The organism is Aeromicrobium sp. S22 (assembly GCF_009661045.1).
GTDB classification, from domain to species: domain Bacteria; phylum Actinomycetota; class Actinomycetes; order Propionibacteriales; family Nocardioidaceae; genus Aeromicrobium; species Aeromicrobium yanjiei.
This window is the reverse complement of the sequence record NZ_WJWV01000002.1, coordinates 734,064-759,163: the sequence shown is the minus strand read 5'-3', so window position 1 is coordinate 759,163 and position 25,100 is coordinate 734,064. Positions and strand designations below refer to the sequence as shown.

Below are 25,100 nucleotides of genomic sequence, written 5' to 3'. Positions count from 1 at the left end.
ACTCCGAGTTCGCTACTGTGAGACCGGCAACGTTGCTGATCAACCTACTTTTGAGTAGGTTTTCGTCGAACTTGAGGAGACATACCGGTGGACGCGGGCAAGCTGGGCTTCGATCCTGACACCGTCATCCAGGAACTTGGCTGGGATGAGGACGTCGATGAAGAGCTTCGGGTCGAGATCGAGCGTCACACCGGCAACAACCTGGTGGACGGCGAGCACGGCGACGATGTCGAAGGTGTGATCCTGTGGTGGCGCGACGGCGACGGTGATCTCACCGATGCGCTCGTCGACTCGCTCGCCGACCTGGTCGAGGGTGGCTCGGTCTGGCTGCTGACGCCGAAGGTGGGGCGCGACAACTACGTGCCGGGCGCCGACGTGGTCGAGGCCGCGGAGATCGCCGGCCTCTCGGTCACGACGACGTCCTCAGCCACGGCCGACTGGGCCGCCACCAAGCTCACCGCGCACAAGCGCTGAGGCCGAGGGCGTCTGCGCCCGAGCGTCGAGGCGCGCCAGCGAAGCGTGAGCGTTCGCGGCGAAGCCGCTGAGGTTGAGCGAGCGCAGCGAGGGAACGCCGAGGCGCGCCAGCGAAGCGTGAGCGTTCGCGGCGAAGCCGCCAGCTGCGAGGCGTGGTGAGGGGAAGGGCTCGCCCAACCCAACTCATCACGCCGAACGCGACGACCTCTCGTACGCTGTCGCCATGACTCTCACGATCGGCGACTCCGCCCCCGACTTCACGCTCAAGAACCAGCACGGCGAGGACGTCTCGCTGTCGTCGTTCCGCGGTGAGAAGAACGTCGTCCTGGTGTTCTTCCCGTTCGCGTTCAGCGGCATCTGCACCGGCGAGCTGTGCGAGATCCGCGACAACCTCAGCGCGTTCGAGACCGATGACGCCGAGGTGCTGGCGGTCTCGTGCGACCACTTCTTCTCCAACCGGGCCTTCGCGGACCGCGACGGCTACGAGTTCTCGATCCTCAGCGATTTCTGGCCGCACGGTGAGGTCTCGCGCGCGTACGGCACGTTCAACGACGGCGCGGGCGCCCCGAACCGCGGCACGTTCGTGATCGATCGCGACGGCATCCTGCGCTGGCAGGTCGTCAACGGCATCGGCGACGCGCGCGACTTCGGCGCCTACCGTGCGGCTCTGGCCGACCTGTCCTAGACATTCGTCCCAGTCCGTCTAATCGGCTGCGGCCCGATGGTCGGATGGACCATGATGAGCGTGCTGCGGCTGCCAGGGACCCGAGACCTTGGCAGCCGCCGCTTGCGTCCGGGCCCGACCCCGCTGATGGGTTCGGCTGCGCCGGCTGGGGTAGTCTTCCGCTGGTCCTGAGGGCGAATAGCTCAGTTGGTTAGAGCATCCGGTTTACACCCGGAAGGTCGGGGGTTCGAGTCCCTCTTCGCCCACCGTCGAACGTCGCCGAGAACGGCTCCGCGTGGATACCGCCTCGCGGATGCCCGGCGGTGGAGGCGGGGATTCCCAGGAGAACCCCGAAACCTGGCACCCGACACAGGTTGCGCGCGGGGTGAGGCGTCGGATTCCTGGGTTCTCCTGGGAAACCGCGCGGCGGTGGCAGCGCCGCGTAAAGATCACCGCGTGGCTTCGCGATGTCCCACCCTCTTGCGGCGCTGGTAGGTCTCCCAGGACCAGATTCCGCCGACGATGGCGAGGGCCAACGAGATCGTGTGTCTCGGCACGCGGTGAACGTCGTCCGGGGTCTATCGCACGACGATCGTCATGGCATGTTCGCGCTGGGGGTTCACACGCCTCCGCCGCCGAAGGGGTTGATCTTGGCTTCGGTGCCCGCTGCGCCGTGGAAGCTGGCCCTGGACGCGGCCTGAGCGGACCTGATCGAGGCGATCTCCTCGCGGGTGCGGCCGTCCCAGTAAGACGGTCGCTTGACCGCCCGGTAGGCGCCCCAGGTGAAGCGACCAAGGACGAAGAGGGTGACGGCGGTGATGAGAATCCACATGAACATGCTTGGTTCCTGACGACGGGGAACGTGCTGTGTGGGGGCGATCAGTGTAACGCTGATCACGCCGATGTGGCGGCGACGAGAAATCGGATGATGAGCCAGCGCGGGTCGCGCTCGTCCTGGGCGTGCTCGCCACGCTGCTTGGCGCGATCTTCCAGCAGGTGACCACATTCGTGAGTGGGGTGCTGGCACTCGTTGGCTTCGCCTTCAACCGGTACGCGACCTGGCGGAGGGACCGTGGTTTCCGCCTCAGCATTGCCCTGGCCGCTCAAGAGTCTGATTTGACGATCGTGACGACCTGGGAGACGACGGTGACGTCCTGGCTCGTGCCCTTGGTGGTCACCCAGGTGGGCTCCGGGACGTCGGGACCGGCGATGCCCGACCCCTCCCTGCCGATGTCCATCGTGTAGCGCGGGGCGTACGGGACGGTGATGGTCATCTTGGACTCGCACGCGCCCATGCTCAGCTGTGCCTCCAAGGGGATCTTGAACGACTTCAACGTGGTGATCCCCTTGTCACCGTCCGGCCCGCCGACGACGAGGCGATGAGGGAACTCCTTCGGCGCGTTCGAGAGGCATCGAGTCTCTCCCGCCGTGTACTCGTTGACCCCGCGGACGTCACGGATCGTCACGCGGAACGTGTGGGTCCTGCCGTCGCTGGCAGCAGAGGGCACGCTGTGGCTCGTCGATGCGGCAACCGGGTTCGACGCCGGCTTCGGCTCGGTCCCGGCGTCGTTGTCACTGCATGCGGCGAGCGCGGTCAACGCGACGGCCCCGACCAGGATCCCGGCTCTTCTCATGGGCCTGACGGTAGCCGCGCACCGCCTGATCCGGCTGCGAATCGCCGATCACGATCCACGCCCCGGGTGTCAGGGACGCGGGACGTTGCGCAGGTTGGAGCGGGCCATCTGCAGCGCCTCGCCCACGCCGCCGTTGAGCACGACCTTGCTCAGCGCCATCGCGAACCCGCGCACCTGCTCGCCGGTGACCGTGGGCGGGATCGACAGCGCCATCGGGTCGGTGACGAGCTGGACGAGCGCGGGGCCGTCCACCGCGAAGGCGGTCTCGAGCGCCTCTCGGATCGTGCTGGGGTCCTCCACCCGCTGGGAGTGGATGCCGGCAGCGGCAGCGATCGCGGTGTAGTCGACCGGCGGGACGTCGACGCCGAAGTCGGGCAGACCGTCGACCAGCATCTCGGCCTTGACCATGCCCAGCGTCGAGTTGTCGAACAGGACGATCTTGACCGGGAGCTTGTACATCGCGACCGTCAGCAGCTCGGACAGCATCATCGACAGGCCGCCGTCGCCGGAGATCGACACGACCTGCCGTCCCGGGTGGGAGATCTGCGCGCCGACCGCGTGAGGGAGCGCATTGGCCATCGAGCCGTGGAGCATCGAGGCGATGAAGCGGCGCTGTCCCGTCGGGTTGATGTAGCGCGCGGTCCACACGTTGCACATGCCGGTGTCCGTCGTGAAGATCGCGTCGTCCGCCGCGACCTCGTCGAGGATCGACGCGGCGTACTCGGGGTGTATGGGCACGAGGGTGTCGGCCGACCGGGTGTACGCGCCGACGACGCGGTGCATCATCTTGTCGTGCTTGCCGAGCCACCGCTCGAGGAAGCTGCGGTCGTCCTTGCGCTCCACGAGCGGCGCGAGCGCCCGCAGGGTCGCCAGCACGTCGCCGTGCACCGGCACGTCGACACGGGTACGGCGTCCGATGACACCGGCGTCGACGTCCACCTGTGCGGTGGTCACGTCGCCCGGCAGGAACTGCGAGTACGGGAAGTCGGTGCCGAGCATCACCAGCAGGTCGGCGTCGTGCATCCCGGCGTGGGCGGCGCCGTAACCGAGGAGCCCGGTCATGCCGACGTCGTACGGGTTGTCGTACTGGATGAACTCCTTGCCGCGCAGCGAGTGGCCGATCGGGGCACCGATCTGCTCGGCCAGGGCGATGACCTCGTCGTGCGCGCCACGCACCCCGTACCCGGCGAAGATCGCGACCCGCTCGGCCCGGTTGATCGCCTCGGCGAGGCGTTCGACAGCGGCCTGGTCGGGGACGATCGTGGGCGGGTCGGGGAGCAGCAGCGGGACGGTGTCCCCGACTGCGGGCAGCTCGGCGATGTCGCCGGGCAGGGTCACGACGGAGACGCCGTGGCCGGCGGTCGCTGAGCGGATCGCGGCGCGGAACATCCGCGGTGCCTGCTCGGCGGTCAGGACCAGCTCGTTGAACGTCGAGCACTCGCCGAAGATCCGGTCGGGGTGGGTCTCCTGGAAGTATCCCGAGCCGATCTCGTTGCTCGGGATGTGCGAGGCGATCGCCAGGACGGGGGCGCCGGAACGGTGCGCGTCGTAGAGACCGTTGATGAGGTGCAGGTTGCCCGGGCCGCAGGACCCCGCGCAGACGGCGAGCTCGCCGGTCAGCTGGGCGTCCGCCGAGGCAGCGAACGCTGCGGCCTCCTCGTGCCGGACGTGGATCCAGTCGATCCCGCCCTTGGCCGATCCGCCGGTGCGACGGACCTCGTCGACGACGGGGTTGAGGCTGTCGCCCACGATCCCGTAGATCCGGCGGACACCCGCCTCGACGAGATACTCGACCAGCTGTCCGGCGACGGTGCTCGAGCTCATCGGTGTGAATCCGTGGTCATGTCGTCTCCTCGTTCACGGGCCGGGACGCCCCGTCTCAGTATGTGCCGGAGGCCAAGGACCAGCACCCGCGCGGCGATCACCACCGGGATGAGAGACTCGGAGAGCCACCACAGGCACCCGGACGAGGTGCGCCGTACCCGGCCAGCGACAAGACGGCGCGTGGAGGTCATCGTCATGGCATGGGCCGTTCTGATCGTCTCGGGTCTTCTCGAAGGTGTGTGGGCCACGGCCCTCGGCCGCTCCGACGGACTGACTCGGGTCACCCCGACGATCGTGTTCGGTGTCGGGCTCGTGCTGAGCATGGTCGGCCTCGCCGTCGCGATGCGTGACCTGCCGACCGGCACGGCCTACGCGGTGTGGGTCGGGATCGGTGCGACGGTCACGGTCTGCGTCGCGATGGCCACCGGGCAGGAGACCGTGAGCCTGGTCAAGATCCTGCTCCTCGCCGGGATCGTGGCGTGCGTCGTGGGGCTCAAGCTCGCGCACTGACCGGACGGTGTGTCAGCGCGGATCGGATCCGTCGCAGGCGTCGTCGACGAGCTCGCGCACCTGGGTCAGTCCCGAGACGGTGCGCGCCCCGTCGTCCTCCAGGGGCGCCACGACCGCGACCCCGTACGTGCCGTTGAGCTCCTCGAACGCCTTGCGCGCATCGCCCTCGACGAGCGCCACGACGCCGAGTCGCGTGCTCTCGGTGAGCTTGACGACGAAGTCGTCGGTGACGAGTCCGCCGATCCGCTCCACGGTGTCCTTGTCCTCGTCGGAGGAGAAGTCGTGGTCGCAGACAAGACGCTCGTCCTGGAAGACTCGCGCGTCCTGGTCCGCATCCGACGAGCAGCCCGACAGCGCGAGCACGGCGGCGCCCGCGACCAACCACGCGGGGGACGTCCATCGGGCCATGCCCCACTCTGGCTCACCGACGGCACGGCCGACAAGGCATCCGGGCCGGCCGGGTCTGGCACGATGGCGCCATGGTCGAGGTCTTCGACGTGTCCGACGTGGTCGCCCGGTTGCGCGCCGCCGGCAGCGTGTACGCCGAGGACGAGGCCGCCGTGCTCCGCACCGCCGCCGGCTCGCAGGACGACCTCGAGTCGATGGTCCGCCGGCGGGTGGCGGGGGAGCCGCTCGAGGTCGTCGTCGGCTGGGCCGAGTTCTGCGGCCACCGTGTGGTCGTCGAGCCCGGTGTCTTCGTGCCCCGCACCCGCACGGGAGTCCTGGTCGACCAGGGCGCACGCCTCATCGGGCCCGGGGCCGTCGTGGTGGACCTGTGCTGCGGCACCGGCGCCGTGGGACTCGCGCTGCACGCCCGGGTCGACGGCATCGAGCTCCACGCGGCCGACATCGATCCGGCGGCCGTACGCTGCGCCCGCCGCAACCTCGAGCCGCTCGGCGCCGTGGTCCACCAGGGCGACCTCTTCGACGCGCTGCCCGGGACGCTGCAGGGTGCCGTGGACCTGCTCGTGGTCAATGCGCCGTACGTGCCGACCGCGGCGATCTCCACCATGCCGCCCGAGGCGCGTGAGCACGAGCCCTTGGCCGCGCTGGACGGGGGAGGGGACGGTGTGGACCTGCATCGCCGCGTCGCCGCGCACGCGCTCACGTGGCTGGCACCGGGCGGCCATCTCCTCATCGAGACGAGCCCGCGGCAGGCTGCGCTGACGACTGCGGCGATGGCGACCGGAGCGCTCGTGTCGAGGGTCGTGGCCGATGCGGTCATCGATGGATCCGTTGCCATCGGATGGGCGCGATGACATCATGTCTCGAATGAGGTTGGCTCCCGGGGTGTCAGTGCTCCTCGCCCTCCTGGTCGCGGGCTGCGCCTCCGGGATCGAGGACCCCGCGCCGAGGACGGCCTCTCCGCGCACGAGGGTCATCCCCGCGCAGTCCGCTGCTGCGCTGAAGGACGGCCGGGACGTCGAGCTGGTCGCCACGCTGCCCGCCTCGATCGACGGCAACAGGACCTTCTGGCTGGGTGCGGACGCCAGGGGCACCGTCTACGGCGAGATCGTCGTCCCGGCCCCGAAGGTCGCTCCTGGCAGCATGGCGGAAGTCGACTCGTACTCCCAGCCGGTCCTGATCGACCTGGCGGGCAAGGTCACGCACCTGACGCCCCCCAGGACCTCCGGCACCACCACCCAGATGACGGGCGCCGACGCCGATGACGAGTGGGTCACCTGGCTCGAGTCCGCGTCCGCGCAGGCCGGCAGTGGGGAGTGGACGCTGTACTCGTACGAGCGCGCGACGCAGAAGCTGCGCGTCCTCGGATCGTACGAGGACGAGGTCGCCGGTGAGGACTCCTTCCTCGACTACGACGGTCGCCCCGAGATCCTCGGCGGCGACGTGGTGATGGGCATCGGGTCGACGAACAGGGGCGGAAAGGGGAGTGCGGTGCTCAGCGCCCCGCTCGACGGTTCGCGGCCGCTGGAGGTGCTGGTGCCCACGGCCAACGATCCCGACGCCGACGAGGACGGGTTCAGCTACGTGCAGGGCAAGGACGCCCTGATGTATCGCGATGCCGCGACGGGCAGGACGCGGCAGCTGGCCCCCGGCGACGACGAGTGCCAGCGCTTCCGGTTCGGCGTCCTGCTCACCTGCGACAGGAGCGATGAGGGCGTCGTGGTCCGCCTCGAGGGCACCGACATCGACGCCCGCCTCGGACCGTTCGGCGCCCACGTCGGCTACGTCGAGCTCGAGGACGGCTGGGCCTCGTTCGTGACGGATCCGGACGGCGACCCGAGGATCTACGCGGTGGAGCTCGCGACGTCGACGATGTACGAGACGTCCCGGTCCCAAAACGACTGGAACCTGATGGGCCACGGGTACGCGATGGTGACGCACCGCGACGGCGACACGGTCACCGGCAACGACCTCGTCAAGCTGCTCTGATCCCCCCGCCCGCCCGCCCGCCCCCGCTCGCAGATTCCCAGGAGAACCCCGGAAACCGACGCCTGGCGTCCGTCGCAACGAGGGTGAGGTGCCGGCTTTCGGGGTCAGGCCCCGAACCTCCGACAATTCCGGGGTTCTCCTGGGAAACCGCGGGCAGGGCGACCGCCCGCGGGCGGGGCGGCAGGGCGAGGCGGGGGCGTGTCGGGGGCGCCTGACACGATGGCGGCATGACCACCGAAGCCGACGCCACGACCGCTCTGCGACGCCTGACCGGGCGGGACGACGCGGTCTTCCACGACGGCCAGCTGGAGGCGATCAAGGCGCTGGTGGACGGTCATCGGCGCGCGCTGGTCGTGCAGCGCACCGGCTGGGGCAAGTCCGCGGTCTACTTCATCTCCACCCTGCTGCTGCGTCAGCGCGGGGCGGGCCCGACGCTGCTGGTGTCGCCCCTGCTCGCCCTGATGCGCGACCAGGTCGCGGCAGCCGCCCGCGCCGGGGTGCGGGCCGTGGCGATCAACTCGGCCAACCCGCACGAGTGGGAGGAGACCCGGGCCAAGCTGGCGGCCGACGAGGTCGACATCCTGCTCGTCTCTCCCGAGCGGCTCAACAACCCGCGCTTCCGTGACGAGCAGCTGCCGGCTCTGGTCGAGCGCATGGGCATGCTGGTCGTCGACGAGGCCCACTGCATCTCTGACTGGGGCCACGACTTCCGTCCCGACTACCGCCGGCTCGCCGAGCTCATCGCCAAGCTGCCCGACGACCTGCCGGTGCTGGCGACGACCGCGACGGCCAACGCCCGCGTGGTGACCGACGTCGCGGAGCAGCTGGGGGCCGAGGGCGAGGTGCTGACGATCCGCGGCTCCCTGGCGCGTACGTCGCTGCGACTCGGCGTCCTCGAGCTGCCCGGCGCGCGCGACCGGCTCGGCTGGTTGCTCAGCCACCTGGCCGAGCTGCCCGGCAGCGGCATCATCTACGCGCTGACGGTCTCGAACGCCGAGGACACCGCGCGGCTGCTGCGCGAGGGCGGCCACGCGGTGCGCGCCTACACCGGCCGCACCGATCCCGAGCAGCGCGAGGAGCTCGAGCGCCAGCTCAAGGACAACGAGATCAAGGCGCTCGTGGCGACCAGCGCCCTCGGCATGGGGTTCGACAAGCCCGATCTCGGTTTCGTGATCCACCTCGGGGCACCGTCGTCGCCGGTCGCGTACTACCAGCAGGTCGGCCGTGCGGGCCGCGCCACCGACAACGCCGACGTGCTGCTGCTGCCCGGCCGCGAGGACCGCGACATCTGGACCTACTTCGCGACGTCCTCGATGCCGAGCGAGGAACGTGCGGCGGCCGTGATCGACGCGCTGGGCGACGAGACGCTCTCGACGCCCGCTCTGGAGGCCAGGGTCAACCTGCGCCGTTCGCCGCTCGAGCTGCTGCTCAAGGTGCTCGACGTCGACGGTGCGGTCCGCCGGGTGCAGGGCGGCTGGGTCGCGACCGGCGTCCCGTGGACGTACGACCGCGAGCGCTATGAGCGCATCGCCGCGGCCCGCGACGCCGAGCAGCAGTCGATGCTCACCTACCAGCGCGACACCACGTGCCGCATGGAGATGCTGCAGCGAGACCTGGACGACCCGACCGCGTCGCCGTGCGGTCGCTGCGACAACTGCACGACCCCTTGGTACCCGACCGGCATCGACCCCGCCGCGACCCAGGCCGCGTCCAGCACGCTGGACAAGGTCGGCGTCGAGATCGAGCCACGCGCCCAGTGGCCCTCGGGGGCCGAGCGGCTCGGCGTCGAGGCCAAGGGCAAGATCCCGGTCGACGACCGCGCCGAGCCCGGTCGCGCGGTCGCGCGGTTGACCGACCTCGGCTGGGGCAACGTGCTGCGCGAGCTGTTCGCGGCCGGGGCGCCCGACGGACCCGTCACCGACGAGTTGCTCGGCGCCTGCGTGCGCGTGCTGAAGGACTGGGGCTGGGACGAGCGTCCCGCGGCCGTCGTGAGCATCCCGTCGCGATCGCGTCCCCAGCTCGTCGACTCCCTGGCCCGTGGCATCGCCCGCATCGGCCGGCTCACCGACCTGGGCTCGCTCGACCAGGTCGGTCCCGAGCCGCGCGGGGGGCCCGGCGGCAACAGTGCCTACCGGCTCGCCGACGTGTGGGGGACGTTCGCGGTGGGCCCCGCCCTCGCGGACGGTCTGCGCGAGCTCGGCGGCAGGCCCGTGCTCCTGATCGACGACCGGGTCGACAGCCGCTGGACGCTGACCGTCGCGGCCCGCGAGCTGCGCCGCAGCGGCGCCGGGGCGGTGCTCCCGCTCGCTCTCGCGGTGGTCGCCTGACATCGGCGGTACGTTGACAGCATGGAGCATCGATACCTTGGCAACAGTGGTCTCAAGATCTCGGAGATCGCCTACGGCAACTGGCTGACCCACGGCTCGCAGGTCGAGGAGGACGCTGCGACGGCCTGCGTGAGGCAGGCGCTCGACGAGGGCATCACGACCTTCGACACCGCCGACGTCTACGCCAACACCAAGGCGGAGTCGGTCCTCGGCCGTGCGCTGGCCGGCCAGCGCCGTGAGTCGCTGGAGATCCTCACGAAGGTCTACTGGACCACCGGACCGGGCGGGCCCAACGACTCGGGCCTGTCGCGCAAGCACATCATGGAGTCGATCAACGGCTCGCTGACCCGTCTGCAGACCGACTACGTCGACCTCTACCAGGCCCACCGCTACGACATCGAGACCCCGCTCGAGGAGACGATGCAGGCGTTCGCCGACGTCGTCCGTGCCGGCAAGGCGCTCTACATCGGTGTCTCGGAGTGGACCGCCGACCAGATCCGCGAGGGACAGGAGCTGGCCCACCAGCTCGGCTTCTCCCTGATCTCGAGCCAGCCGCAGTACTCGATGCTGTGGCGGGTCATCGAGGACGAGGTGGTGCCGGCGAGCGAGGAGCTGGGGCTCAGCCAGATCGTCTGGTCGCCGATCGCCCAGGGTGTGCTGACGGGCAAGTACAAGCCCGGCCAGCCCGTGCCCGAGGGCTCGCGCGCCACCGACGACCAGGGCGGCGCGCAGAACATCAGCCGGTGGATGAAGGACCACGTGCTGGAGGCCGTGCAGCGGCTGCAGCCGATCGCCCACGCGGCCGACCTCACGATGGCGCAGCTCGCCGTGGCGTGGGTGCTGCGCCGGCCCAACATCGCCGCCGCGATCATCGGTGCCTCACGGCCCGAGCAGGTCACCGACAACGCCAAGGCGTCCGGCGTCGTGCTGGGCGATGACGTGATGGAGGCGATCGACGACGCGCTGGGCGACGTGGTGGTCCGGGATGCGTCGTTCACGGCCCGCCAGACGCCGGACACCCGCCCGACCTGATCGCCACGGGGTGGGCGTGGCCGCTCGATAGAGTGCGGCCATGCCTACCCCTCTGCTGCGTGACGTCGTCGCGGTCCTCGACGAGCTCTACGATCCGTCGTGGGCGGACGACTGGGACGCGGTGGGCACCGTCGCGGGCGATCCGCAGGCCGAGGTCGGCCGGGTGCTGCTCGCGGTCGACCCGGTCAGTGCCGTGGTCGACGAGGCGATCGCGTGGGGCGCCGACCTCATCGTGACCCACCACCCGCTGTGGCTCAAGGGCGTGACCTCCGTCGCCGCGACCTCGCCGAAGGGTCGCCTCGTGCACAACCTCATCACGCACGGGATCGCGCTCCACGCGTGCCACACGAACGCCGACAGTCCTCGCCTCGGCGTGTCGGAGTCGATGGCGTACGCGCTGGGGCTCTTCGACGTCCGCCCGCTCGAGCCCGACACCGACGACGAGCAGCCCGACCGTGGCAGCGGGCGCATCGGCGTCCTCCAGAGCCCCACGACCCTGGCGGCGTTCTCCGAGTACGTCGCCCGGAGCCTGCCGTCCCATCGAAGCGCCGTTCGCGTCGCGGGCGACCCCGGCCGGCCGGTCCGCACGGTCGCCCTGTGCGGCGGCTCGGGCGACTTCCTGCTCGGCGCGGCGCAGGCGCAGGGTGCCGACGTCTACGTGACGTCCGATCTGCGACACCACCCCGTCAGCGAGCATCTCGAGCAGCCCGATCCGTGCGCCGTGATCGACGTGCCGCACTGGTCGGCGGAGTGGACGTGGCTGCCGGTCGCCGCGTCAGCGCTGGCAGAACGCCTGCCAGAAGTGGAGGTCAAGGTCTCCACGATCGTGACCGATCCATGGACCGCGATCGTGCCGGGTACGGTGTGAGGGTGAAAGCCGATCCCACCGCCCAGGCCGCGCTGCTCGCGCTGCAGTCCACGGACGCGATCCTCAGCCAGCTCCAGCACCGCCGCAACAACCTTCCCGAGCATGCCCGCATCAAGGAGCTCGAGGCCCAGATCAAGGACGTCGACGGGACCCGCATCGAGCTCGACACGCAGGTCTCCGATCTGAGCCGTGCCCAGAAGAAGGCCGACGCCGAGGTCGAGCAGGTCAAGGCGCGACGGACTCGCGACGAGGAGCGACTCAACTCCGGCGCGGTGAAGAACCCCAAGGACCTCGAGAGCCTCCAGCACGAGCTCGTCGCGCTCGAGCGCCGCATCTCGACCCTCGAGGACGATGAGCTCGAGGTCATGGAGAAGCTCGAGGACGCCCAGACCGGGCTCGCCTCGGTCCAGGCCGATCTCGACAGCCTCAAGACCGAGCTCGCCGAGCAGGTCTCCGCACGCGACACCGCGATCGAGGTCATCGACCATCAGGTCGCCGAGGCCCAGTCCGAGCGTGGCTCGACCGCCGAGGTCATCCCCGCCGATCTCATCACCCTCTACGACAAGCTGCGTGGCCAGTACGGCACGGGTGCCGCTGCGCTGCGTGCTCGCCGTTGTGAGGGCTGCCGCCTCGAGCTCAACGGTGCCGACCTGCGCGAGCTCGCCGCGGCGCCCGAGGACGACGTCCTGCGCTGCCCCGAGTGCAGCCGCATCCTGGTGCGTACGCCCGAATCCGGCCTGTGACCGATCGGGTCATCCTCGAGGCCGACGGCGGTTCACGTGGCAATCCGGGCCCCGCGTCGTACGGTGCGCTGATCCGTGACGCCGGCACCGGACGGGTCATCGCCCAGCGGGGCGAGACGATCGGGCGGGCGACCAACAACGTCGCCGAGTACTCCGGGCTGATCGCAGGGCTCGAGCTCTATCGCGAGCACACGCCCGACGCCCGGCTGGAGGTCCGCATGGACTCCAAGCTCGTCATCGAGCAGATGGCCGGACGGTGGAGGATCAAGCACGCCGACATGATCCCGCTGGCCGAGAAGGCCCGCAGGCTCGCGCCCGCGGACGTCACCTGGACCTGGGTGCCGCGCGAGCGCAACAAGGACGCCGACGCGCTGGCCAACGCCGCGCTGGACGACGAACGTGACGGCGGCTCGGGTGTCGTGTCGGGCAGCGGCACGAGCGCTGTCGCCCCGTCCGCCCCGTCCACCGGATGGTCCGCGGCCGGTGGGCGCCCCACGACCCTCGTGCTGGTGCGTCACGGCGTCACGTCCGCGACCGAGCGCAAGGCCTTCTCCGGCAGCACGGGCGACGACCACGGCCTGACCGACGCGGGCCGCCAGCAGGCCGATCGAGCCGCGGCGTGGATCGCCGAGCGCGGTCCGGTCGACGCGATCGTCACGTCACCGCTGCTCCGCACCCGCGAGACCGCCGCCGTGATCGGCAGCGACCTCGGCCTGGACGTGAGCGTCGAGAGCGGACTGGCCGAGACGTCGTTCGGCGACTGGGACGGCTACACGTTCGCGGAGATCCAGGAGCGCTGGCCCGAGGAGATGTCCGCGTGGCTGGCCTCGACCGACGTCGCGCCGCCGGGCGGGGAGTCGTTCGCCGAGGTCGACCGGCGCATCACCGCGACCCGCGAGGCGTTGCTGGCGGCACATCCCGGCGAGACGGTGGTCGCGGTGAGCCACGTGACGCCCATCAAGCTGCTCGTGCGCCATGCGCTCGGCGCGCCCCTCGCCTCGATCTACAAGATGGAGCTGTCGCCGGCGTCGATCACGACGGTCGCGTGGTGGCCCGACGGCAACGCGTCGCTGCGCGGGTTCAACATCGTCCCGTAGAACCGGCCCGGCGCCGTCAGGACGTCGCGACCTCGTCGACCACGACGTCGAGCCGTCCGCCGTGACGCTCGACCGTCCAGCCCAGATCCTGCAGCACGCCCTGGAGCTCGTCGACGCTTCGAGGATCGGCGCCCGACTCCATCAGCCCGCGGACGATGCGTCCCTTGGTGGCCTTGTTGAAGTGGCTGACGACCTTGCGCTTGCCCTGGTGCTCGTGGAGCACCCGCATCGTGGCCGTGCGTCCCGCGATGTCGGCCGGAGGCTTGCCGAGCGCCGTGTAGGTGCCTGAGCGCAGGTCGACCAGCAGGCCGTCGCCGACCTCGTCCTGCATGACCTGGGGGAGGGTCGTGCGCCAGCGGGCCGCGACCGTGCCGAGTCGGGGGAGCGTGACGGTGCCGGACAACCGGTACGCCGGGATGTGGTCGTCGGGGCGGACGAGGCCGAACAGTGCGCTCGCGATCGCGATCGTGGAGTCCGCTCGGCCGCGTGCGGCCTCGTCGAGCGACGGCAGGTCCAGGGCCGAGAACAGGACGCCGGTGTAGATCGCGTCGGCGCGCGCCGTGGGCTCGTTGTTCAGGGCCGCGTTGACGGCGATCGCGCCGGCCTGGGTCGGACCGAGACCGAGCACCTCGGCGGCATGCTCAGGCTTGCCGTTGCAGAGCTTGACGAGGCTGCGCAGCAGCACCTCGCGCACGGGGGTCAGGGCGGGGAAGGACAGCGTCTCGAGGTCGAGCGGCGATCCGGACTCCGGCCGGGTCTTGCCTTCGGACGGGGGAAGCAGGATCAGCACGTGACGACCCTAGCCGGGCGGGTCCTCACCAGATCAGGGACGTCCATCCCCACAGGACGACCGTGCACAGCAGCACGAGCGGCGGCGTCGTGAGGACGCCCAGCAGGTGGAACTCGCGCACCGACGACACCGCCTTGCCACCGGCCTGACGCCACAGCAGGTTGGCGACCGAGCCGATCAGGGTCAGGTTGGCGCCGACGTTGACGCCGACGAGGAGCGCGAGCGCCGCGGCGGGGCCTGCGGCGTCCGCTGCCGGCAGCAGCAGGAGCGTCGCGGGCAGGTTGTTGACGACGTTGGCCGCGATCATCGCGACCACCGCGGCGATCAGCAGCGAGCCGAGCCCGGTCCCGGACGGCATCGCGTCGTCGAACCACGCGCCGACCGGCGTCGAGCCGAGCCATGACACCACGAACGCCCACGTGAGGACCAGGGCTGCGAGGGGAAGGTTCGCGGCGGCGCGCAGGTCACGCCAGGTCGTCCGGCGCCTCACGAGCGCGTACGTCCCGACGAGGATCGCGCCCGCGGTCGCCGGGATCCACGGATCGGTGCCCCCGGCCAGGGCCAGCAGCACGACGACGACCACCGCGAGGGGGAACAGGGGGAGCGCGAAGTCGTCCTCGAGGGCCGGCGCGGGTGTCCGCAGCTCGTCGGCGAACCAGAACCGCAGGATGACGTACTCCGCCGCGACCGCCACCAGCCAGACCGGCAGCATGGCCCACGCGAAGCCGAGGAAGGTCAGGCCCGTGGACCCGAACACCAGCAGGTTCGTCAGGTTGGAGACGGGCAGCAGGGTCGAGCCGGAGTTCGCGAGCCGCACGGTCGCGTAGGCGTACGAGCGCCGGGCCGATGCCGCGAGCAGGACGGGTGTCAGCAGCACGACCGTCGCGTCGAGGCTCATGGTCGCGGTGACCACCGCTGCCAGGCCCACCGCCAGCGCGAGCAACCGGTGGGCGGAGCCGCGGGACCAGCTCGCGATGCGGCGGCCGAGGACGTCGAACAGTCCCTCGTCCGCGCACGCCTGGGCCAGCACCATCATCGCGACGAGGAAGGCGACGATCGCCGTCAGGGAGCCCAGGTCGTGTGTCACGCCGCGAATCTACTGATCGTCACAGCACGCCCTCGAGGATCAGCAGTACGCCGAACACGACGAACGCCGCGGTGGCGCCGATCTTGATGGCCCGATCCGGCAGGTGCTTGCCGAGGATCGCACCGACGCCGATCGCGAGGGCGTCGGCCGCGACCATGCCGACCGTGCTGCCGATCCACGTGCCGAGCCAGCCCTCCTGCGTCGCGAGGGTGATCGTCGCGAGCATGGTCTTGTCACCGAGCTCGGCGAGGAAGAACGCGACGCCGACGGCCAGGATCGCCGCGCCCTGGCTGAGCCGCGCCTTGTCCGCCTCGCCCTCGGTGAGCTCGTCGCCGCGCCAGGTCCACGCCGCGAACAGCAGGAAGGCGACGCCGGCGACGATCGAGATGATGTGCTGGCTGTCGGCGAAGCTGTCGCCGATCCACGCCCCGATGCCGACCGATGCCAGGTGCACGATCGCGGTGGCCACGCTGATGCCGATGATGACGTCGCGCACCTTGTAGCGCGTCGCGAACGTCATCGCCATGAGCTGGCTCTTGTCACCGAGCTCGGCCACGAAGATCACGGCAGTGCTCAGCAGGAAGGCGTACATGAAAGAAAAAGACCCCTCGTCCGCCTGGACGAAGAGCCTGGACGACGAGTCTTCGACCAGGTACGTCAATGACACATCTGGTCGAAAGTCTCGTCCGCCACCGAGGTGGCCTGCTGCACCGGACTCCACAGCCTCGTGGGGTCAGTATGTCGACACAGCCGTTGGGGACTACTCCCTTTCGCGCCTGAAGCCTATCGGACGTCGGTGCACCCCCTGGCAGGCGGTAGGATCGGGGACGCGAATGAGTCGGCCGGGCGGCCGCGGCACCGGGTCGTACGACCACGGTGTCGAGGAAAGTCCGGACTCCGCAGAGCGACGGTGGTGGCTAACGGCCACCCACGGCGACGTGCGGGACAGTGCCACAGAGAACAGACCGCCAGCGGCCTGCGCCTTCGGGCGCAGGTGCGGGTAAGGGTGAAACGGTGAGGTAAGAGCTCACCAGCGCTCCGGGTGACCGGGGCGGCTAGGTAAACCCCACCGGGAGCAAGACCAAGAGGACTCCTCCGCGTGCGGAGGGGTCTGCGCTGACGGGCTGCTCGTCCGATGTCAGCGGGTAGGTTGCACGAGGCGTCCAGCAATGGGCGTCCCAGATGGATGGTCGCCCGGGCCGGTGGAGTGATCCGCTGGTCTGACAGGATCCGGCTTACAGGCCGGCTCATTCGCCCCATGACCACGACGTTCACGCCCCAGGACGTGGCCGATCCCGGTGACAATCTGCTCGGCCGCATCCGTCTGCGCAAGGTGTTCGCCGGCACCCTGCTCAAGCCGTCCTGGAAGTTCCCGAGCTCCTACGAGCCGGCTGCGGAGCAGACACTGGGGTCTCTGCGCGTCGAGCAAGCCTGAGCAGCGGACGGGCGGGGACGTACTCCCTCGCGCCATGGTGTGGAATGTTGTCGCCAGTGGTCGGGTGACAGTTTGACGGGGAGGGGGCGTGGGTACGCCAGACCACGGCCCCTCTTCGGAGGCGAGGCTCCCACCCACCGATCTTCTTTCAGGAGTACGCATGACCGTGCCCAACATTGCCCTCAACAACGGCGTCGAGATCCCGCAGCTGGGGTTCGGTGTCTTCCAGATCGATCCGTCCGAGACCAAGGACGCGACGCTCACGGCCCTCGAGGTCGGCTACCGGCACATCGACACGGCCGAGATGTACGGCAACGAGAAGGAGGTCGGCGAGGCGATCCGCGAGTCCGGCATCCCGCGTGACGAGATCTTCGTGACGAGCAAGCTCAACAACGGTTTCCACGCGCCCGACGATGCGATCAAGGCGTTCGAGGGCACCCTTGAGGCGCTCGGTCTGGACAAGATCGACCTGTTCCTCATCCACTGGCCGCTGCCGGGCATCGACGTCGACTTCGTCGACACCTGGAAGACCCTCGAGGGGTTCTACCGCGACGGCCGCGCCCGCTCGATCGGCGTCTCCAACTTCCAGCCGACGCACCTGCGTCGCGTGATCCAGGAGGGCGAGATCGTTCCGGCCGTCAACCAGATCGAGGTGCACCCCTACCTGACGCAGGACGAGGTCCGCGCGGTCAACACCGAGCACGGCGTCGCGACCGAGGCCTGGTCGCCGATCGCCCAGGGCCTCGTGCTGAACAACCCCGTCGTCACGGGGCTGGCCAACGACAAGGGCAAGACGCCCGCCCAGGTGGTCCTGCGCTGGCACGTGCAGCGCGGCGACATCATCTTCCCCAAGTCGGTGACGCGCAGCCGCGTCGAGGAGAACTTCGACATCTTCGACTTCGAGCTCACCGACGGTGAGATGGGCACGATCAGCGCTCTCAACAAGGACGAGCGCACCGGCCCCGACCCGGACGTGTTCAACTACATCCCCTGACACCGGAGCCCCTCCGGCGCGGCCGGGGACCGACGATGAGGGTTTGGGGTAGCTAGCGCAGCCGCAACCCCTCACCCTCGGGCGCGGCCGGCACCGACGATGAGGGTTTGGGGTAGTCACCGCTACCGCAAACCCTCATCGTTCGTCCTCCTCCGGCGCGGAGCCACGCCGACCACGGCGCCGGGATCCCGACCTACGACAGGGTCAGGATCTCGGCGCCGTTCGACGTCACCAGCAGGGTGTGCTCGAACTGCGCGGTCCGGGACCGGTCTCGGGTCGTGGCGGTCCACCCGTCGTCCCACATGTCCCAGTCGATCGAGCCCAGCGTGAGCATCGGCTCGATCGTGAACGTCATGCCGGGCTGCATCACGGTGTCGGCCGACGGGTCGTCGTAGTGGGGGATGACGAGCCCGTCGTGGAAGGCCGGGCCGACCCCGTGCCCGGTGAAGTCACGCACGACGCCGTAGCCGAACCGCTTGGCGTACGTCTCGATGACCCGGCCGATCACGTTGATCTCCCGACCCGGCTTGACCGCGCGGATCGCCCGCATCGTGGCCTCCTGCGTGCGCTCGACCAGCAGTCGTGACTCCTGGTCGACGTCGCCCACGAGATAGGTCTTGTTGGTGTCCCCGTGGACGCCCCCGATGTACGCCGTGATGTCGATGTTGACGATGTCGCCGTCCTCGAGCGGACGATCGTCGGGGATGCCGTGGCAGATGACCTCGTTGACGCTGCTGCACAAGGACTTGGGATAGCCCCGGTAGCCCAGCGTCGACGGATAGGCGCCCTGCGCGACGATGAACTCGTGGCCGATCCGGTCGAGCTCGTCGGTCGTGACGCCCGGTGCGATCGCGGCCTCGACGGCGTCCAGCGCCTGCGCCGCGATCCGGCCGGCGATCCGCATGGCCTCGATCGTCTGGGCGTCCCGCACGAGCGGGCCGCGATAGGGCAGGGGAGCGATCTGTCCGACGTACTCGGGACGTTCGATCGAGGCGGGGACGGGGCGGCGGGCCGAGACACGGCCGGCGGTCAGGACACTCACGCGGGGAGTTTAGTGGGAGCACCCGAGCCCGGGTTGGGGCAGGATGGGCACATGAGTGACGCCAAGTTCTACTACTGCACCAAGCACGGCACGGTCGAGGGTGAGGACGGCTGCCGGGCGGCGGACCGCCTCGGGCCGTACGACACCGCGGAGGAGGCCGCCCGCGCTCTGGAGATCGCCGCGGAGCGCACCAAGAGCTGGGACAACGACCCCGACTGGAACGACGACGCGACCCCGGACGAGCCCACGAAGGAATGAGACGCCGACGCAGACGCAGGTCCGGTGGTCTGCGCCTCGAGCGTTCGGGTCCGTGGATCGCGGTCGGCGGGCTGTTCGTCCTGCTGTGGCTCGCGATCTCGACGTCGATCTACGCGCCGTGGTGGGGCGTCGTCCTGCACGTGCTGGTCCTCGCCCCGCTCGTCGGCTGGGTCGTCAGCTGGGCGAGGACCCGCCCGGCGGCATGCACCTTCGTGCCGCTGGCGGGCCTGCCCCTGCTGGCGCTGGTGACCGCCGTGGGCGTCGGCCCGGGCGGCTGGAGCGCCTGAGGTCTACTCGGCGAAGCTGTGCTCGTCGTCGGGGAAGGTGCCGCCCTTGACGTCCGAGACGTACGCCTGCGTCGCCTGGAGCATCACGGCGTGCAGGTCGGCGTACTTCTTGACGAAACGCGGGGTGCGGCCGGAGTTGAGGCCCAGCATGTCCTGCCACACCAGCACCTGGGCGTCGCACTCGACGCCTGCGCCGATCCCGACCGTGGGGATGCGCAGCGCCTTGGTGACCTCTGCGGCGACCGGGGACGGGACCATCTCCATGACGATCGCGAACGCCCCGGCGGCCTCGAGCGCCCTGGCCTCCTCGACCATGCGGGCGGCACCGTCACCACGGCCCTGCACGCGGTAGCCGCCGAGATTGTGCTCGGCCTGCGGGGTGAACCCGATGTGGGCGCACACGGGGATGCCCGCGTCGGTCAGGAGCTTGACCTGCGGCACCATCGCGAGACTGCCCTCGAGCTTGACCGCGTGCGCACCGGCCTCCTTCATGAACCGGACAGCGGTGTGGAACGCCTGCTCGGGGGAGCCCTGGTAGGAGCCGAACGGCAGATCGGCCAGCACGAGCGCGTGCGGCGCGGAGCGGGAGACGGCCCGCACGAGGGGGATGAGCTCGTCCACCGTGACCGGCAGTGAGGTCTCGTTGCCGTAGACGTTGTTGGACGCGGAGTCGCCGACCAGCAGCACCTCGACGCCGGCCTCGTCGAACGTGGCCGCGGTGTACTGGTCGTACGCGGTCAGCATGGTCCACTTCTCGCCGCGTTCCTTCATCTGCTGCAGCGTGTGGGTGCGGACGCGCTTGCGGGCTGCCGGGGCAGGTGAGGCAGGCCCGGTGCCGTACGGCGCGGTCTCTTCAGGGGTGGCGTCGGCCATGGGAATGCTCCTGTTCGTCTCGCAGCTCCTGGCGGAGTCCACGGATGGCACCAGCGTGCCAGATCCGCGTAGGAGCAGCGGCGGAGTGTGAACCAACTCACCCGTCCGACTGCCGACGGGGACCAAGGATGAGGGTTTGCGGTTGCTGGAGCTGCCCCGAACCCTCATCGCGCGGACGGGGCGCACCGAGGATGAGGGTTAGTGGTCGCCGGAGTTGCCAGAAACCCTCATCGTCGGTCCCCCGGAGGGCGGCGACCGGGTGGCGACGACCGGGTGGGCGTCAGAGCTTCTCGCGCCACCGGTGGGTGATGGGCACGCGCCGGTCGCGGCCGAAGTTGCGCCGCGAGACCTTGGGTCCCGGCGGGTACTGGCGACGCTTGTACTCCGCGCGGTCGACCAGGCCGATGACGCGCTCGACGAGTGCGGGGTCGAAGCCCTCGGCGATGACGTCCACGGAGCCGAGATCGCGCTCGACGTACGCGTCGAGCACGGCGTCGAGCTGGTCGTAGGGCGGCAGCGAGTCCGAGTCGAGCTGACCGGGCCGCAGCTCGGCCGACGGGGGCTTGGAGATCGTCCCCTCGGGGATGGGCGGAGTCTCGCCGCGCTCGACCGCGTACGCGTTGCGCCACCGCGCGAGCTCCCACACGAGGGTCTTGGGGACGTCCTTGATCGGGGCGTAGCCGCCGACCGCGTCGCCGTAGATCGTGGAGTAGCCCGTGGCGAGCTCGGACTTGTTGCCGCACGCGAGCACGAGGTGGCCGTGCTGGTTGGACAGCCCCATCCAGATGACCGCGCGGATGCGGGCCTGCAAGTTCTCCTCTGCGAGGCCGTCGAGGTGCAGCGCCTCCTGGTACGCATCGAAGATCGGCGCGATCGGCACGGTCTGCAGGGTGAGGCCGGTGCGGCGTGCCTGCTCCGCGGCGTCGCTGCGGGAGTGCTCGGTCGACCACGCGCTCGGGTTGGAGACGCCGAAGACCTTGTCGGCGCCCAGGGCGTCCACCGCGATCGCCGCGACGAGGGTGGAGTCGATGCCGCCGGACATGCCGAACAGGACCGACGAGAAGCCGTTCTTGTGCACGTAGTCGCGCAGCCCCGTGACGAGCGCGGTCCAGATCTCCTGGTGGCGCGGCATCCGCTCGGCCTGGGTGACGGGCAGGGGCTCGTACGCCGCGAAGGGCTCGGAGCTGATGATCGTGCGCCTGATCGCGAGGCCACCGAAGCGCTCCTCGGCATCCGGCATCGCCGGTGTCGCAGCAGGCAGGTCGAGATCGACGACGAGCAGCTCGGGATCGAACTGGCCCGAGCGCCCGAGGACGGTCCCGTCCTGGTCGACCACGAGCGAGTCGCCGTCGAAGACGAGCTCGTCCTGGCCGCCGACCAGGTTGACGTACGCGAGGACGCACTCGCCCTCGCGGGCCCGGCGCGAGCACAGCTCGAGGCGTACGTCGTCCTTGTCGGCCTCGTACGGCGAGCCGTTGGGGACGACCAGGAGGGCTGCCTCGGCTGCCTTCGCCGCGGCGGAGGGGCCGTCACGCCACAGGTCCTCGCAGATCGCCAGCGCGACGTCGATGCCGCCGATCTGCAGGATGTTGATCTCGTGGCCGGGGACGAAGTTGCGGATCTCGTCGCCGACGCCGTAGTTCCACAGGTGGTGCTTGGCCTGGCGCGCGACGATCCGGCCGCCGTGCATCACCGCGACGGAGTTGAGCGGCGCGTTCTTGGGGATGCCGAATCCCTGCGAGGAGCCCTCGGCATGGTCGAGGAAGCCGACGACCGCCACGACGTCGCCGCAGCCCTCGTCCTGCAGGCGGGTGGCGAGGGACTCCGCGGTCGCGCGTGACGCCTTGATGAGCGAGGCCCGCATCGCGAGATCCTCGATCGGGTAGCCGGTCAGCATCATCTCGGGGAAGACGACGAGGTGCACGCCCTGGGCGGCGGCGTCCTTGCAGTGCTCGACGACGAGGTCGGCGTTGCCGGCGAGGTCACCCACCGTGGCGTTGACTTGGGCGAGGGCGAGGCGCAGCTGGGGCATGCCAAGAACCCTAGTGCGGCGCCAGTGGGCACGCCCGGGCCGCCGCCGGGCGTAACAACGCCGTAACAATCCGCGTGGGACAATGACCGCATGGGAAAACAGGAAGACTTCGTCCTGCGCGCGCTCGAGGAGCGCGACGTCCGATTCGTACGTCTGTGGTTCACCGACGTCCTGGGATCCCTGAAGTCGGTCGCGATCGCGCCGGCCGAGCTCGAGGGCGCATTCGCCGAGGGCATCGGCTTCGACGGCTCGGCGATCGAGGGCTTCGCCCGCGTCCATGAGGCCGACATGCTCGCGATGCCGGACCCGTCGACGTTCCAGATCCTGCCGTGGCGCGGCGAGACCCCGGCGACGGCCCGCATGTTCTGCGACATCCTCATGCCCGACGGCACGCCGTCGTACGCCGATCCGCGCCACGTGCTGAAGCGTGCGCTGCAGAAGGCGGCCGAGGCGGGCTTCACGTTCTACACGCACCCCGAGATCGAGTTCTTCCTCTTCAAGGGCAAGCCCGACGCAGGTGACCGTCCGGTTCCCGTGGACGACAGCGGCTACTTCGACCACACCGCGCAGGGCGGCGGCCAGGACTTCCGCCGCGAGGTCATCACGATGCTCGAGAACATGGGCATCTCGGTCGAGTTCAGCCACCACGAGGGCGGTCCGGGCCAGCAGGAGATCGACCTGCGTTACGCCGACGCACTCTCGACGGCCGACAACATCATGACGTTCCGCACGGTCGTGCGCGAGGTCGCGCTGAGCCAGGGCAAGTGGGCCTCGTTCATGCCCAAGCCGTTCACCGAGCACCCCGGATCGGGCATGCACACGCACGTCTCGCTGTTCGAGGGCGACGAGAACGCGTTCTACGAGGCCGGTGCGGAGTACCAGCTGTCGCGGACGGGACGCGCGTTCATCGCCGGCGTCCTGCACCACACCCCCGAGATCACCGCGGTCACCAACCAGTGGGTCAACTCCTACAAGCGCCTCGCCGGCGGGGGAGAGGCACCCAACTACGTGTGCTGGGGCCACAACAACCGCTCGGCCCTGATCCGCGTGCCGATGTACAAGCCGCACAAGGGCAACTCCGCGCGCGTCGAGAACCGGGCGGTCGACTCGGCCTGCAACCCGTACCTCGCGTTCGCGCTGATCCTGGCCGCGGGACTCAAGGGCATCGAGGAGAAGTACGAGCTGCCGCCCGAGGCCGAGGACGACGTCTGGTCGCTGTCGGAGAACGAGCGCAAGGCCATGGGCATCGCGCCGCTGCCGCGCAACCTCGACGAGGCGATCCGCACGATGGAGACCAGCGAGCTGGTCGCCGAGACCCTCGGCGAGCACGTCTTCGACTTCTTCCTGCGCAACAAGCGCGCGGAGTGGCAGGACTACCGCTCGCAGGTCACGCAGTTCGAGATCGATCGCCTCATGCCGATGGTCTGAGCGGACCGCCGCTCAGGTCCGCCCGGCCTTCTGCAGCAGCACGGCCCGCTCCCGCTCGTTGCGGGTGAGGGCAGCCGCTGCCAACAGCTCCTCGCGTGCCTCGTCGCGCCGACCGAGGCGAGCCAGCAGCTCTCCTCGTACGCCCGGCAGGAGCGCGGAGCCGGTCATCGCCCCGGTCGCGACGATCTCGTCCACCGCTGCCAGACCGGCCGCCGGACCGTGCGCCATCGCGACGGCGACAGCGCGGTTGAGATCGACCACTGGTGACGGCGCGACCTCGGCCAGCGACTCGTAGAGCCCGACGATGCGCGCCCAGTCCGTCTCGTCGGTCGAGGGTGCGACCGCATGGCACTCGGCGATCGCCGCCTGCAGGGCGTACGCGCCGCGGCCCCGGCCGATCGCGTCAGCCTTCGCGAGCGCGGCCCGGCCTCGCCGGATCTGGTCGTGGTCCCACCGCGAGCGGTCCTGGTCCGCGAGCAGGACGGGCTCGCCGTCCGCGTCGACGCGCGCGGCGAAGCGCGAGGCCTGCAGCTCGAGCAGCGCCCGGAGGGCGTGGGCGTCGGGCTCGTCCGGGACGAGGGAGCTGACGATCCGTGCGAGCCGCAGCGCCTCGCCGGCGAGATCGGTCCGCATCCAGCTCGAGCCGGCCGTCGCGGCGTACCCCTCGTTGAAGATCAGGTAGACCACCTGCAGGACCGACGCCAGCCGGCCGCCGAGCTCCTCGCGGGACGGCACCTCGAACGGCACCGCTGCCGCGGAGATCGTCCGCTTGGCGCGCACGATCCGCTGCTGCACCGTGCTCACCGGCACCATGAACGCGCGCGCGATCTCCTCGGTCGTCAGTCCGCCGACGACGCGCAGGGTCAGCGCGATCTGCGACTCGCGCGGCAGGATCGGGTGGCACGCGGTGAAGATGAGCCGCAGCACGTCGTCGTCGACCGTCTCGGGGTCCCACGGCGGCTCGTGATCGATCGCGGCGAGCCGGTGCTGCTCGGCGAGCGAGTACGCGATAGCGGCGTGGCGGTCGTCCAGGCGCGCGAGCCGGCGACGCCGGTCGATGCCCTTGCGCTTGGCGACGGTCGTGAGCCACGCGGCGGGGTTGGGCGGAACGCCGTCGCGCGGCCACTGGGTGAGGGCGTCGACGAATGCCTCCTGGGCGAGGTCCTCGGCGAGGCCGAAGTCGCCCACGACCCGGGTCAGGGTCGCCACGATGCGGGCGGACTCGATGCGCCAGAGCGCCTCGACACGGCGACGGGCGGCGGCCGCCTCGCTCTCGGAGGCAGCCACCGCCCGGTCCTCGGCCATGG

At 70.2% G+C, this 25,100-nt stretch carries 26 protein-coding genes, 1 tRNA gene, 1 other RNA gene and 1 riboswitch; of the genes, 17 read left to right on the top strand and 11 right to left on the bottom strand.

The features are described 5' to 3' along the window. The first annotated feature begins 87 nt into the window (after nt 1-87). From GEV27_RS12300 to GEV27_RS12290, 3 genes are all read left to right on the top strand, one after another. On the top strand, nt 88-474 hold the full coding sequence (locus GEV27_RS12300) for a DUF3052 domain-containing protein (protein WP_153652242.1): 387 nt from the start codon (nt 88-90) through the stop codon (nt 472-474). Between the two features lie 223 nt (nt 475-697). Further along, complete coding sequence (locus GEV27_RS12295) at nt 698-1,159, top strand: peroxiredoxin (protein WP_153652243.1); 462 nt, start codon at nt 698-700, stop codon at nt 1,157-1,159. A 171-nt stretch (nt 1,160-1,330) separates the two neighbouring features. Beyond that, nucleotides 1,331-1,404 (top strand) — tRNA-Val (locus GEV27_RS12290). A gap of 353 nt (nt 1,405-1,757) precedes the next feature. Here the strand turns inward: GEV27_RS12290 and GEV27_RS12285 are convergent. The 3 genes from GEV27_RS12285 to GEV27_RS12275 all read right to left on the bottom strand — a co-directional run bounded on the left by GEV27_RS12285 (nt 1,758) and on the right by GEV27_RS12275 (nt 4,596). Next, nucleotides 1,758-1,976 (bottom strand): hypothetical protein, encoded by a 219-nt coding sequence (locus GEV27_RS12285; protein WP_153934498.1) that lies wholly within the window; start codon nt 1,974-1,976, stop codon nt 1,758-1,760. Nucleotides 1,977-2,241: 265 nt separating this feature from the next. Beyond that, nucleotides 2,242-2,772, bottom strand: a complete 531-nt coding sequence (locus tag GEV27_RS12280) for a hypothetical protein (protein ID WP_153934496.1) — start codon at nt 2,770-2,772, stop codon at nt 2,242-2,244. Nucleotides 2,773-2,841: 69 nt separating this feature from the next. Continuing rightward, nucleotides 2,842-4,596, bottom strand: coding sequence for a pyruvate dehydrogenase (locus tag GEV27_RS12275; RefSeq protein WP_153934494.1), 1,755 nt, complete (start codon nt 4,594-4,596; stop codon nt 2,842-2,844). 119 nt (nt 4,597-4,715) lie between these two features. Further along, a riboswitch (guanidine-III (ykkC-III) riboswitch) is annotated at nt 4,716-4,779 on the top strand. Nucleotides 4,780-4,791: 12 nt separating this feature from the next. Between GEV27_RS12275 and GEV27_RS12270 the strand changes: the two genes are divergently transcribed. Next, nucleotides 4,792-5,106, top strand: coding sequence for a multidrug efflux SMR transporter (locus GEV27_RS12270; protein WP_153934492.1), 315 nt, complete (start codon nt 4,792-4,794; stop codon nt 5,104-5,106). A 12-nt stretch (nt 5,107-5,118) separates the two neighbouring features. On the opposite strand, the gene GEV27_RS12265 is transcribed toward GEV27_RS12270, so the two are convergent. Further along, complete coding sequence (locus GEV27_RS12265; protein WP_153934490.1) at nt 5,119-5,514, bottom strand: hypothetical protein; 396 nt, start codon at nt 5,512-5,514, stop codon at nt 5,119-5,121. 71 nt (nt 5,515-5,585) lie between these two features. Between GEV27_RS12265 and GEV27_RS12260 the strand changes: the two genes are divergently transcribed. The 7 genes from GEV27_RS12260 (at nt 5,586) to GEV27_RS12230 (ending at nt 13,567) form a co-directional block, all read left to right on the top strand. Beyond that, nucleotides 5,586-6,365: a putative protein N(5)-glutamine methyltransferase gene (locus GEV27_RS12260; protein ID WP_153934488.1), complete on the top strand. Its 780-nt coding sequence runs from the start codon at nt 5,586-5,588 to the stop codon at nt 6,363-6,365. A gap of 31 nt (nt 6,366-6,396) precedes the next feature. Beyond that, a complete protein-coding gene (locus tag GEV27_RS12255) occupies nt 6,397-7,500 on the top strand; it encodes a hypothetical protein (protein ID WP_153934486.1) in 1,104 nt (367 codons plus the stop codon). A gap of 227 nt (nt 7,501-7,727) precedes the next feature. Beyond that, nucleotides 7,728-9,827: an ATP-dependent DNA helicase RecQ gene (locus GEV27_RS12250; protein WP_153934484.1), complete on the top strand. Its 2,100-nt coding sequence runs from the start codon at nt 7,728-7,730 to the stop codon at nt 9,825-9,827. Between the two features lie 21 nt (nt 9,828-9,848). Continuing rightward, the gene (locus GEV27_RS12245; protein WP_153911555.1) at nt 9,849-10,859 is read left to right on the top strand and encodes an aldo/keto reductase family protein; all 1,011 of its coding nucleotides are present in this window, start codon (nt 9,849-9,851) and stop codon (nt 10,857-10,859) included. Nucleotides 10,860-10,899: 40 nt separating this feature from the next. Next, nucleotides 10,900-11,727, top strand: coding sequence for a Nif3-like dinuclear metal center hexameric protein (locus tag GEV27_RS12240; RefSeq protein WP_153934483.1), 828 nt, complete (start codon nt 10,900-10,902; stop codon nt 11,725-11,727). A gap of 2 nt (nt 11,728-11,729) precedes the next feature. Beyond that, nucleotides 11,730-12,470: a C4-type zinc ribbon domain-containing protein gene (locus tag GEV27_RS12235; RefSeq protein WP_309222216.1), complete on the top strand. Its 741-nt coding sequence runs from the start codon at nt 11,730-11,732 to the stop codon at nt 12,468-12,470. Further along, nucleotides 12,467-13,567 (top strand): bifunctional RNase H/acid phosphatase, encoded by a 1,101-nt coding sequence (locus tag GEV27_RS12230; RefSeq protein ID WP_309222215.1) that lies wholly within the window; start codon nt 12,467-12,469, stop codon nt 13,565-13,567. Before GEV27_RS12235 ends, GEV27_RS12230 begins: the two co-directional genes overlap by 4 nt. Nucleotides 13,568-13,583: 16 nt before the next feature. Here the strand turns inward: GEV27_RS12230 and GEV27_RS12225 are convergent, their stop codons facing one another. Genes GEV27_RS12225 through GEV27_RS12215 form a run of 3 tightly spaced genes read right to left on the bottom strand, consistent with a single transcriptional unit; the run spans nt 13,584 to nt 16,036 of the window. Then, on the bottom strand, nt 13,584-14,357 hold the full coding sequence (locus GEV27_RS12225) for a peroxide stress protein YaaA (RefSeq protein ID WP_309222214.1): 774 nt from the start codon (nt 14,355-14,357) through the stop codon (nt 13,584-13,586). Nucleotides 14,358-14,382: 25 nt separating this feature from the next. Then, nucleotides 14,383-15,444, bottom strand: a complete 1,062-nt coding sequence (locus GEV27_RS12220) for an SLC13 family permease (RefSeq protein WP_153934472.1) — start codon at nt 15,442-15,444, stop codon at nt 14,383-14,385. Between the two features lie 19 nt (nt 15,445-15,463). After that, nucleotides 15,464-16,036 (bottom strand): TMEM165/GDT1 family protein, encoded by a 573-nt coding sequence (locus GEV27_RS12215; protein ID WP_153652260.1) that lies wholly within the window; start codon nt 16,034-16,036, stop codon nt 15,464-15,466. Nucleotides 16,037-16,278: 242 nt separating this feature from the next. Between GEV27_RS12215 and rnpB the strand changes: the two genes are divergently transcribed. From rnpB to GEV27_RS12200, 3 genes are all read left to right on the top strand, one after another. Further along, an RNA gene (gene rnpB / locus GEV27_RS12210) (RNase P RNA component class A) lies at nt 16,279-16,698 on the top strand. Between the two features lie 4 nt (nt 16,699-16,702). Beyond that, entirely contained in the window at nt 16,703-16,879 is a 177-nt protein-coding gene (locus GEV27_RS12205) for a hypothetical protein (protein WP_153934470.1), read from the top strand. 160 nt (nt 16,880-17,039) lie between these two features. Continuing rightward, nucleotides 17,040-17,873, top strand: a complete 834-nt coding sequence (locus GEV27_RS12200) for an aldo/keto reductase (protein WP_153934468.1) — start codon at nt 17,040-17,042, stop codon at nt 17,871-17,873. A 193-nt stretch (nt 17,874-18,066) separates the two neighbouring features. On the opposite strand, the gene map is transcribed toward GEV27_RS12200, so the two are convergent. Further along, nucleotides 18,067-18,915 carry a type I methionyl aminopeptidase gene (gene map / locus GEV27_RS12195; RefSeq protein WP_309222213.1) on the bottom strand — a complete coding sequence of 283 codons (849 nt, stop codon included), beginning with the start codon at nt 18,913-18,915 and terminating at the stop codon, nt 18,067-18,069. Nucleotides 18,916-18,966: 51 nt separating this feature from the next. Here map and GEV27_RS12190 point away from each other — a divergent pair, with 51 nt between their 5' ends. Together GEV27_RS12190 and GEV27_RS12185 are read left to right on the top strand one after the other, a co-directional pair. Continuing rightward, nucleotides 18,967-19,173, top strand: a complete 207-nt coding sequence (locus tag GEV27_RS12190) for a hypothetical protein (RefSeq protein ID WP_153652264.1) — start codon at nt 18,967-18,969, stop codon at nt 19,171-19,173. Next, nucleotides 19,170-19,460, top strand: a complete 291-nt coding sequence (locus GEV27_RS12185; RefSeq protein WP_153934466.1) for a hypothetical protein — start codon at nt 19,170-19,172, stop codon at nt 19,458-19,460. Before GEV27_RS12190 ends, GEV27_RS12185 begins: the two co-directional genes overlap by 4 nt. 3 nt (nt 19,461-19,463) lie before the next feature. On the opposite strand, the gene panB is transcribed toward GEV27_RS12185, so the two are convergent. Both panB and GEV27_RS12175 read right to left on the bottom strand, forming a co-directional pair. Continuing rightward, a complete protein-coding gene (gene panB / locus GEV27_RS12180) occupies nt 19,464-20,333 on the bottom strand; it encodes a 3-methyl-2-oxobutanoate hydroxymethyltransferase (RefSeq protein ID WP_153934465.1) in 870 nt (289 codons plus the stop codon). 280 nt (nt 20,334-20,613) lie between these two features. Beyond that, complete coding sequence (locus GEV27_RS12175) at nt 20,614-22,365, bottom strand: NAD+ synthase (RefSeq protein WP_153934462.1); 1,752 nt, start codon at nt 22,363-22,365, stop codon at nt 20,614-20,616. A 90-nt stretch (nt 22,366-22,455) separates the two neighbouring features. Here GEV27_RS12175 and glnA point away from each other — a divergent pair, with 90 nt between their 5' ends. Further along, nucleotides 22,456-23,793, top strand: coding sequence for a type I glutamate--ammonia ligase (glnA, locus tag GEV27_RS12170; protein WP_153652268.1), 1,338 nt, complete (start codon nt 22,456-22,458; stop codon nt 23,791-23,793). A gap of 12 nt (nt 23,794-23,805) precedes the next feature. Here the strand turns inward: glnA and GEV27_RS12165 are convergent, their stop codons facing one another. Next, nucleotides 23,806-25,080: an RNA polymerase sigma factor gene (locus tag GEV27_RS12165; protein ID WP_309222212.1), complete on the bottom strand. Its 1,275-nt coding sequence runs from the start codon at nt 25,078-25,080 to the stop codon at nt 23,806-23,808. Between the last annotated feature and the right edge of the window lie 20 nt (nt 25,081-25,100).

Coding starts and splice junctions, on each gene's coding strand:
- GEV27_RS12190 (WP_153652264.1), top strand. CDS start 18,967: ATGAGTGACGCCAAGTTCTACTACTGCACCAAGCACGGCACGGTCGAG.
- GEV27_RS12185 (WP_153934466.1), top strand. CDS start 19,170: ATGAGACGCCGACGCAGACGCAGGTCCGGTGGTCTGCGCCTCGAGCGT.
- GEV27_RS12205 (WP_153934470.1), top strand. CDS start 16,703: ATGACCACGACGTTCACGCCCCAGGACGTGGCCGATCCCGGTGACAAT.
- GEV27_RS12215 (WP_153652260.1), bottom strand. CDS start 16,036: ATGTACGCCTTCCTGCTGAGCACTGCCGTGATCTTCGTGGCCGAGCTC.
- panB (WP_153934465.1), bottom strand. CDS start 20,333: ATGGCCGACGCCACCCCTGAAGAGACCGCGCCGTACGGCACCGGGCCT.
- GEV27_RS12175 (WP_153934462.1), bottom strand. CDS start 22,365: ATGCCCCAGCTGCGCCTCGCCCTCGCCCAAGTCAACGCCACGGTGGGT.
- GEV27_RS12250 (WP_153934484.1), top strand. CDS start 7,728: ATGACCACCGAAGCCGACGCCACGACCGCTCTGCGACGCCTGACCGGG.
- GEV27_RS12245 (WP_153911555.1), top strand. CDS start 9,849: ATGGAGCATCGATACCTTGGCAACAGTGGTCTCAAGATCTCGGAGATC.
- GEV27_RS12280 (WP_153934496.1), bottom strand. CDS start 2,772: ATGAGAAGAGCCGGGATCCTGGTCGGGGCCGTCGCGTTGACCGCGCTC.
- GEV27_RS12295 (WP_153652243.1), top strand. CDS start 698: ATGACTCTCACGATCGGCGACTCCGCCCCCGACTTCACGCTCAAGAAC.
- GEV27_RS12200 (WP_153934468.1), top strand. CDS start 17,040: ATGACCGTGCCCAACATTGCCCTCAACAACGGCGTCGAGATCCCGCAG.
- GEV27_RS12240 (WP_153934483.1), top strand. CDS start 10,900: ATGCCTACCCCTCTGCTGCGTGACGTCGTCGCGGTCCTCGACGAGCTC.
- GEV27_RS12270 (WP_153934492.1), top strand. CDS start 4,792: ATGGCATGGGCCGTTCTGATCGTCTCGGGTCTTCTCGAAGGTGTGTGG.
- GEV27_RS12260 (WP_153934488.1), top strand. CDS start 5,586: ATGGTCGAGGTCTTCGACGTGTCCGACGTGGTCGCCCGGTTGCGCGCC.
- GEV27_RS12285 (WP_153934498.1), bottom strand. CDS start 1,976: ATGTTCATGTGGATTCTCATCACCGCCGTCACCCTCTTCGTCCTTGGT.
- GEV27_RS12265 (WP_153934490.1), bottom strand. CDS start 5,514: ATGGCCCGATGGACGTCCCCCGCGTGGTTGGTCGCGGGCGCCGCCGTG.
- GEV27_RS12275 (WP_153934494.1), bottom strand. CDS start 4,596: ATGAGCTCGAGCACCGTCGCCGGACAGCTGGTCGAGTATCTCGTCGAG.
- glnA (WP_153652268.1), top strand. CDS start 22,456: ATGGGAAAACAGGAAGACTTCGTCCTGCGCGCGCTCGAGGAGCGCGAC.